Below are 7,844 nucleotides of genomic sequence, written 5' to 3' on the forward strand. Positions count from 1 at the left end.
TTTCCCTTTTGCGCAAATTTCGTTAGATTTTTTGCACCCCAATTAAAAAAATACCGCTTCCTAAATGCACGCATCGTCCAAGAGGTCTTCATGCGCAACATCTATCAGCTCTTCCCCGCCCTCGAGCACAGAGCGTTTTTCTTCTTCATCATCGGCCAGACCATATCCATGCTCGGCCTCTGGATGCAGCGCCTCGCCATGAGCTGGCTCGTCTTCCGGCTCACGCAGTCCGCGTTTCTGCTCAGCATCGTCGAATTCGTCAGCCTCGCCCCCATCCTCGTGCTCGGTCTCGTGGCCGGCGCGTTTCTGGAACATCACGACCTGCGAAAAGCCCTCATCGTCACCCAGGCCCTCAGCATGATCGAGGCCGCCATACTCACCTTCTGCACCTTCTCGGGCTTCGTCAACTATCCGCTGCTCGTCGCCCTCAGCCTCTGCCTCGGCGTCATCGGCTCCTTCGACATGACCGCAAGACAGTCCTCCGTCTCGCTCATGGTGACCGATCAGGCCGCCGTCAAAAGCGCCATCGCCCTCAACTCCATGGCCTTCAACATCAGCAAGCTCCTCGGTCCCTCCCTCGCAGGCTTCGTCATCTATCTCTGCGGCGAGGGCGTCTGCTTCCTCGTTTCCTCCTTCACCTATCTGCCCCTCATCTTCCTGCTCGCCTTCCGCGTCCGCCTGCGCGAGCGCGTCGGCTCACACGTCGGCAAAAACATGTTCGGCGAAATCGTCGAGGGCCTCAGACACGTGCAGAGCGAATATTTCCTCAATCACATCTTCCGCCTGCTCTTCGTGTTCAGCATCTTCTGCATGTGCTACAGCGTGCTCTTTCCCGTGTTTTCCACCGTCGTGCTCGGCGGCGGCTCGCAAACCCTCGGATGGCTCTTCGGCGCCGTGGGCGCAGGCGCGTTCACCGGCGGCATCATCGTGTCCATCTACGTCGTGCCGAGGCACATTCCCGGCACCCTCGCCCGCACCGCCGCCGTCACCGCCGTTGCCCTCGCCGTCTTCAGCTTTTCCGAAACCCTCTGGCTCTCCCTCATCGCCGCCTTCTTCATCGGCTTCGGCATCACCACCACCAACGTCAGCGTGAACACCCTCTGCCAGCTCACCAGCTCCGACGACTGCCGCAGTCGCGTGCTCAGCATCTACGTCATGTTAACCTCAGGTCTCGGACCCGCCGGCGAACTCGCCTTCGGAGCCATGGCCGACGGCGTGGGCGCGCCCGTCACCATGCTCTTCTGCGCCGTCGTCATCGGCGCGGCCGTGATTCTGTTCCTGCGACATCTGCGCGCCGTCAGACACAGCCTCGCGCAAACCCTCGCCCACATGTAACCTCTTCCCGGCCGCCCCGCGGCCAGCCTCAAGGATCAGCTTCCCATGAACGGCATCTTTTCCGCCCTCGTCACCGTGTTCGGCATCATGCTTCTCGGTCTCTTCGCCGAACGTCGCCGCATTCTCGCGCCCACCATGGCGCTCTGCCTCAATCAGTTCGTGTACTGGATCGGCCTGCCCGCCCTCATCTTCACCCAGATGTGCTCCATTCCCATGAGCGGAGAAGCCTCCACCTTCATCTGGTCCTTCCTCGCCGCCTCCTTCGTCTGCTATCTGCTCGCCTATCTCTTCTTCTCCGGCTTCTGGCGCTCCCACAAGGCCGAAACCACCATACGCACCCTCGCCGCCGTGTTCCCCAACGCGGCCTTCTTCGGCCTGCCCTTCATCTTCATGGTCTTCCCCAACAACGAACCCGCCGCCACCGCCGGCATGCTCGGCGCCCTGCTTTACACCGGCGTCTTCCTCGTGGCCGACGGCACCCTCGACATTCTTGCCTCCTCCGGCGGCAACGACCGCCGCGGCCTCGGAAAGAAACTCCTCGGCGAAGTCATCCACAACCCCATGATCGTGGCCGCCGTTCTCGGCGCGTGCGTCGGATTTTCCGGTCTGCCCCTGCCCAAGTCCATTCTGAACATCACCCAGATGCTCGGCTCCACCGCCTCCCCCTGCGCCCTGTTCGGCATGGGCATGGTGCTCTCCGCTCAGCTCTCCGGCTCCTACGGCGCCGGCGACAACGCCGAATCCTTCAGCAAAAAGAACCTCACCCTGATCTGCGTGGCCAAGCTCCTGCTTCAGCCGCTCTTCACCTGTCTCGTGCTGATTATCGCCGGCTGCTCTCCCATCGCCGTGGCCGTGGGCACCTTCACCGCAGGCATGCCCACCGGAACCATGGTGTACATCCTCGGCGAACGCTACCACGCCTGCCCCACCGAATCGTCCATGACGGTCATCGCCACCACCATTCTTTCGCTGGTCTCGCTGCCGCTCGTCATGCTCGCCATGCAGTTCGCAGGACTCGTCTGACCTCCGCCGCCCTTGCTTAACAAGGGCGAGAAGGTTATCATGCTCTCCGCCAGTTTCCGCGCACCCTGCTCAATGCGGCGGAATCGTTGCCGTTTTTCAGCAGGAAGAAGGAGGTCTTCATGCCGGATCAATACCTGCCGCCCATACTTCCCTGCTCCACCTGCGGGAGCCGGGAACAAAAACTGGAATCATGCCTGCCCGCCGGCCGACGCCATGAACTGTGGCGGGTCGTGTGCCCGTGCGGCTGCGCGCTGACGCAGTGGGCCGTGTCGCAGGGAGCCGCCATCCGGCTCTGGAACCGCTTCCTCGGCGAGGAACACGGCAACTGAGCCCCGCGCCCGGACGCTTTCGACGCCGCTCCCGCCGACGCGTCTCCCGCGAGTGCGGCAATCCGACGCCGAGCGAACCGGAGCGCAGCAAGAAAGCCTCTCCCGTTCTGAGGCGCGCCCGCTTCCGCCGGGGCGAGCCGACGCCGACCCGGGTCATCCGCTCCCCGGGCGGGCAAGCCGGATGCCGGATTTTTCGTCGCCGCCAGGGCGTCACCATTTCACAGGCCACTGCGCCGCAAAGAATCATCATGGCCACATCTCATCCCCGTCCCCGCATGCTCCTGGCCGACGACAAGGGCCAGATATACGACGATCCCGATCTGCTCATGCTCTGCCGCAAGGGCAACGAATGGACGCTGCCGCGTCCCGACGAACTCATGCCCCTGCCTCCCGAAAGCGAGCTCTTTCTGCTGCCCGGCCGTCACGCCGTCGGTCTTGATCCCGAAACCGGCGATACCGTGGAAGTCGAAGTACTCGCCGTGGCAGCCTTCATCGCGCCCGCGCACACTCTCACGGGGCATCCCGTGTACGTCACCGACGACGACGCCCCCACCCTGCCCCTCTTCGCCTACGCCGCCGTCGGCATGATCGGCGACCGCTTCTACGTGTGCGCCAAAAAGGTCGATGAAGACCCGCGCCAGATCTTTACCGGCATTCCGCAGAAGAAGATCAACAAGGCGGCAAAGGAACTCATGGCGAAGTATCCGCACAACCGCTTCATTCAGCACCTCATGCAGAACTGCGTGCTGAAATACGGCTGCCCCGCGGCCAAGAACCTCGCCATAGGCCGCTACGAAGCGCCCATTCCCACCTCGCGCGTGTGCAACGCCCGCTGCGTGGGCTGCATTTCGCACAAGAATGAGGATTCCACCATCTGCGCCACCCCGCAGGATCGCCTCACCTTCACCCCCACCGCCGACGAAATCCTCGAAATGATGTTCCATCACATGAAAAACGAGGAACATCCCATTTTCTCCTTCGGCCAGGGCTGCGAAGGCGAACCCCTCACCGAGGCCCCGCTGCTGCTCGAAGTGGTGAAGAGGTTCCGCGCCGAAGGCGGTCACGGCACCATCAATCTGAATTCCAACGCCTCCATGCCCGACGAAGTCGCCAGGCTCGCCGACGCCGGACTCACCTCCCTGCGCGTGAGCATGAACAGCGCCCGCGACGAGGTGTATCTGCGCTACTATCGGCCGCGCAGCTTCTCCTTCGCCGATGTGCGCCGCTCCATCACCGAAGCGTCGAGCCGCGGCGTGTTCGTGTCGCTGAACCTGCTCTACTTCCCGGGCATCACCGACTGCGAAGAGGAAATCGAGGCTCTTGTGGAACTCATCAACACCTGCGGCGTGAGCTTCATTCAGCTGCGCAATCTGAACATTGATCTGGAAGTGTACATGAAACTCATGGAAGGCATCACCTTCGGACCCTCCGTGGGACTCGTGAACTTCCGCAAAAGGCTCAAAAAGTATTGCCCGGGCCTGAAGTTCGGCTACTTCAACCCCTACATGGGCGACGAGGCTTCCCACAGCGAAAACGACGGGGAAGACGCTCACGGCGAAAGCGACGACATCTCCCACGACGAACACTGACATACAGGCGGGACTCCATACCGGGGCCCCGCCTTTTTTGAATTCTCCTTCCGAAACCATGCGGCATGGCCTTTTCCGCATGCGTTCAACTTTCAACGTTTTTCTTCTCCCATGATAGCTTCTCTTCTTTCCCGTTTCGGCAGATTGTCCTCGCGCCTTGCCCTGGCCTCGGCCCTCGCCATGGCCTTCGGCATCTCTTCTCTCTTCCCTGCCGCCCCCGCGCAGGCTTACGAGTCGCGCTATGTTTACAAAGCCGACGGCTCGCCCCTGTTTGAGCTGCGCTTCTTCGACCAGGGAGAGCAGTACTATACGCCGGACGAAGACGACGACTACATATCCGCCTGGACGCTCTCCGAAGAGCAGAAAAACGGCACCGTCGAAGCCGCAAGCCTCTGGGCCGACGTGCTCGGATCTGCGAGCCGCAACACCTCTCCCCTCGCCATCAACATCGGCACCATCAACGATCAGGGCGTATGGACCTACTACATATTCAACGACCACGATTCTCCCTTTATCCCCTCTGTAGTACAGGAGGGACTCATAAGCGACACGGCCATGGAATATCCGGCGCTCATCAAGATCGGCCTTATGTATTACGACGCTACGGATTACGCCATTGCCGATCACCTCTCGCCGATTCCATTAACAGGTAAGGCCGATTTAACCGCCAATCTGTACCATGAACTGGGTCACGTCCTCGGCATTTGCAGAAGGTCCAACGATTATAAAGACGGCGGCCCCATGAAACAGTTTTCCGTATGGGAGTCGCACCTGGTGGACAAGTACGGCAACAGGCTCCAGCCGGGCATAAGCGTTGTTTCGGAAAGCGAGGCCGACAATGTGGAAAGGCCGAAGTTCGTCGTGGGAGACTTCACAAACAGCGGCGTACGCTTTTACGGCGAGCACGTTTCCGAAGTGCTCGGGGAAGGCAACGGCCTGCCTGTCGAAGGCTATGAGTACGGCGTTCCCGATCTTGCGCACATCGAGCTTGAACACAGTCTCATGAGCCACCAGTTATACCGCAACTACACCACCTTCATGGAAGCGGAACTGGCCGCGCTTCAGGACATCGGCTACAGCTTCGACCGCAAGAACTACTACGGATTCTCCGTGTACGCTGATGGCCAGACCATGGTGAACAAAAACGGCTACTTTGCCAGAAACGCCGAAGGTACCGCCTACCTCTACGGCGTGCCGAACACGGCCACGCTCGGCGTGGGCCTGCACGTTTACGGCAAGAACAACACCATTACTCAGGCCGCCGACCTTCTCGCCTGCGGCACGGCGGGCACCGGCATTCGCGTGGACGGCAGCGCCAACAACCTCACCATAGCCCCCGGCGTGCGCATTGCGGCCGACGGCTCCTGGGGCACGGGCCTTCTTGTGGCCTACGGCAAAAATCATACCGTCATAAGCCGCGGCGACATTACCGCTCTCGGAGAAGGAGGCATTGCCGCCCGCTTCGACTTCGGCAACAACGCAATCAGCAACAATGACATGGAATATCGCGGCTCATGGCTGCTCTGGGGGATGATGTACTACCCCCCTGCTCCTATTGAGGAGAATGTGGACTGGAGCGGCTTTCCCCTCAACCTCAACGGCCCGCTCATCTCCCGTTTCGACGTGAGCGGCCTTCTTGCCGGACGCGCCGCCTCCATCTTCATTTCCGAAAACGCGCTGGTCAAAGACATCAACGTTCTTTCCGGCGCGCAGCTCATCGGCGACATCGTTTCCGAATGGAATCCGAACAACGAATACCTCCTGTACCCGGGCGACAGAAAAGATCTTTACACTGCCCTCAACTTCGGCCATGCCGCCAATGCGGACGGAACCGCAGGCGCTCCCGACAGCAGCTTCGATATGACGCTCTTCGGCTCCGTCGACGGCGCAAGAAGCATCAACATGAACCTCGACGCCGGACGCCTTGCCGTGACCGGCACGGTGAACGCTTACTCTCTGAAGAACTCCGGCCGCCTCGCTCTGTACGGCATGGATGAATCCGGCAAGTCCGCTCACCTGACCTCCAGCTTCGTGAACGGCGAAAACGCCGTGCTCGAAACCCTCGTTTCCGCCTCCGGCAAGGTGAACGGCATTGAAGCGAGTTCCGCCGAGCTGGCCGGTACCTGGGCCCTGCGCCCCCTGCCGGAATTCTACGCCGCAGGCTCCGTCATACGCCCGGAATCTCCCGTGGAGGCCGAACAAGTTTCCGGCAACTTCAATGACGTTGTGGTGGAAAATACTTCCCCCACGCTTGATTTCTCCCTGAGTTTCGACCCCGAATTCACCATGACCGCCACCCGCGGCCGCGACGCCTACAGCCGCTATGCTGAGAACTCGGGCGCGCGTTCCCTCGGCGGCGCGCTCTGGGGCATTTCCGGCGTGGCCGAAGGCGACATGCAAAACCTTCTCGCCGCGCTGGACTGGTCTGCACCGGACGGCTCCGGCGTTTCCCGCGGCCTGAACGCCCTCGGCCCGGAAGCCTTCGACAACGCCGCCCGCGCTTCCCTGAACCAGATGAGCGAATTCAGCTCGCTCCTCTTCCGGCACATGACCGCCGCCGAAACCGCCCGCCGTGCAGGCATTCTGCCGGACTCCCCCGACGCGGAACACTGGACGCTCTGGGCCGCGCCCTACGGCTCCGGCTCCTGGCAGAGCGGCCACAGCGGCCTTTCAAACTGGAACAGTACCGGCGCGGGACTCATGGCGGGACTCGACCGCCGCTCTGATTCCGGCCTCACTCTGGGCGCACACCTTGCGGCAGGCGCCCGCCGCACCTTCACCGGCGGCAGCCACAGCGCCACGGCCGAAACCCGTGACTTCATGCTCGGCGTGCAGGGCCTCTACGCCCCTGAATCGTGGAACGGCTTCTACCTCACGGCTCAGGCCCGCGCTGGCGTAGAAGACGGCGACATGAAGCGAAACGTCCTCATCGGCCCCTACGCCGCCCACAACGAAAGCGACTGGACTGGCTTTGCCTTCGGCTCCCTCTTCGGCGCAGGCAAGGACTGGACGTGGAACACGGCCTCGGGCACTCTTGCCGCAGGCCCCCTCGCCTTCCTCGAATGGAACGCCTTGCGCCGCCCCGGCATTTCGGAACGCGGTTCCTCCGCCTCGCGCCTGCACCTTGAAAGCGACTCCTTCCACTCCGTGCCCCTCACCCTGGGCGCACACCTTGCCTGGAATACCGCAACCGCCAACGGATCCACCCTCGGCCTCGACCTCATGGCAGGCTGGAAGCACGAACTGGCCGACGATTCCTTCTCCTCCCGCGCCTCCTTCCGGGACTACGGAGCCTTCGCCTTTGCTTCCGATACCTCCCTCACCGGCCGCGACGCCATGGTGCTCCAGTCAAGCCTCACCCTCACCGCCAAAGACAACTTCTCCCTCCAGATGAACCTCGGCGGCGAACTCTTCCGCCCCCACGCCTCCGCCGTCAACGCCGGCCTCACCCTGGGATGGAAGTTTTAAAGGAAGATGGGAGAGAATGCGGGGGAAGGGAGGGAAAATTTTGAAAATTTTTCCCTCCCTTCCCCCGCGCCCCCATCCCTCCTTTCAAAACTTTTTAATT

Annotated in this window: 5 protein-coding genes; all 5 read left to right on the plus strand. The window is 61.8% G+C overall.

The window, feature by feature from the left end:
• Positions 1–90 precede the first annotated feature (90 nt).
• The 5 genes from ACZM96_RS08400 (at position 91) to ACZM96_RS08420 (ending at position 7,744) form a co-directional block, all read left to right on the plus strand.
• Positions 91–1,335 carry an MFS transporter gene (locus tag ACZM96_RS08400; protein WP_489488501.1) on the plus strand — a complete coding sequence of 415 codons (1,245 nt, stop codon included), beginning with the start codon at positions 91–93 and terminating at the stop codon, positions 1,333–1,335.
• Positions 1,336–1,380: 45 nt separating this feature from the next.
• A complete protein-coding gene (locus ACZM96_RS08405; RefSeq protein ID WP_489488503.1) occupies positions 1,381–2,358 on the plus strand; it encodes an AEC family transporter in 978 nt (325 codons plus the stop codon).
• Between the two features lie 119 nt (positions 2,359–2,477).
• The gene (locus ACZM96_RS08410; protein WP_294485185.1) at positions 2,478–2,687 is read left to right on the plus strand and encodes a serine acetyltransferase; all 210 of its coding nucleotides are present in this window, start codon (positions 2,478–2,480) and stop codon (positions 2,685–2,687) included.
• A 248-nt stretch (positions 2,688–2,935) separates the two neighbouring features.
• Positions 2,936–4,276: a radical SAM family protein gene (locus ACZM96_RS08415; protein ID WP_489488504.1), complete on the plus strand. Its 1,341-nt coding sequence runs from the start codon at positions 2,936–2,938 to the stop codon at positions 4,274–4,276.
• A gap of 111 nt (positions 4,277–4,387) precedes the next feature.
• Complete coding sequence (locus ACZM96_RS08420; RefSeq protein ID WP_489488505.1) at positions 4,388–7,744, plus strand: autotransporter outer membrane beta-barrel domain-containing protein; 3,357 nt, start codon at positions 4,388–4,390, stop codon at positions 7,742–7,744.
• Positions 7,745–7,844: the final 100 nt, after the last annotated feature.

This window comes from Mailhella sp. (assembly GCF_057866825.1).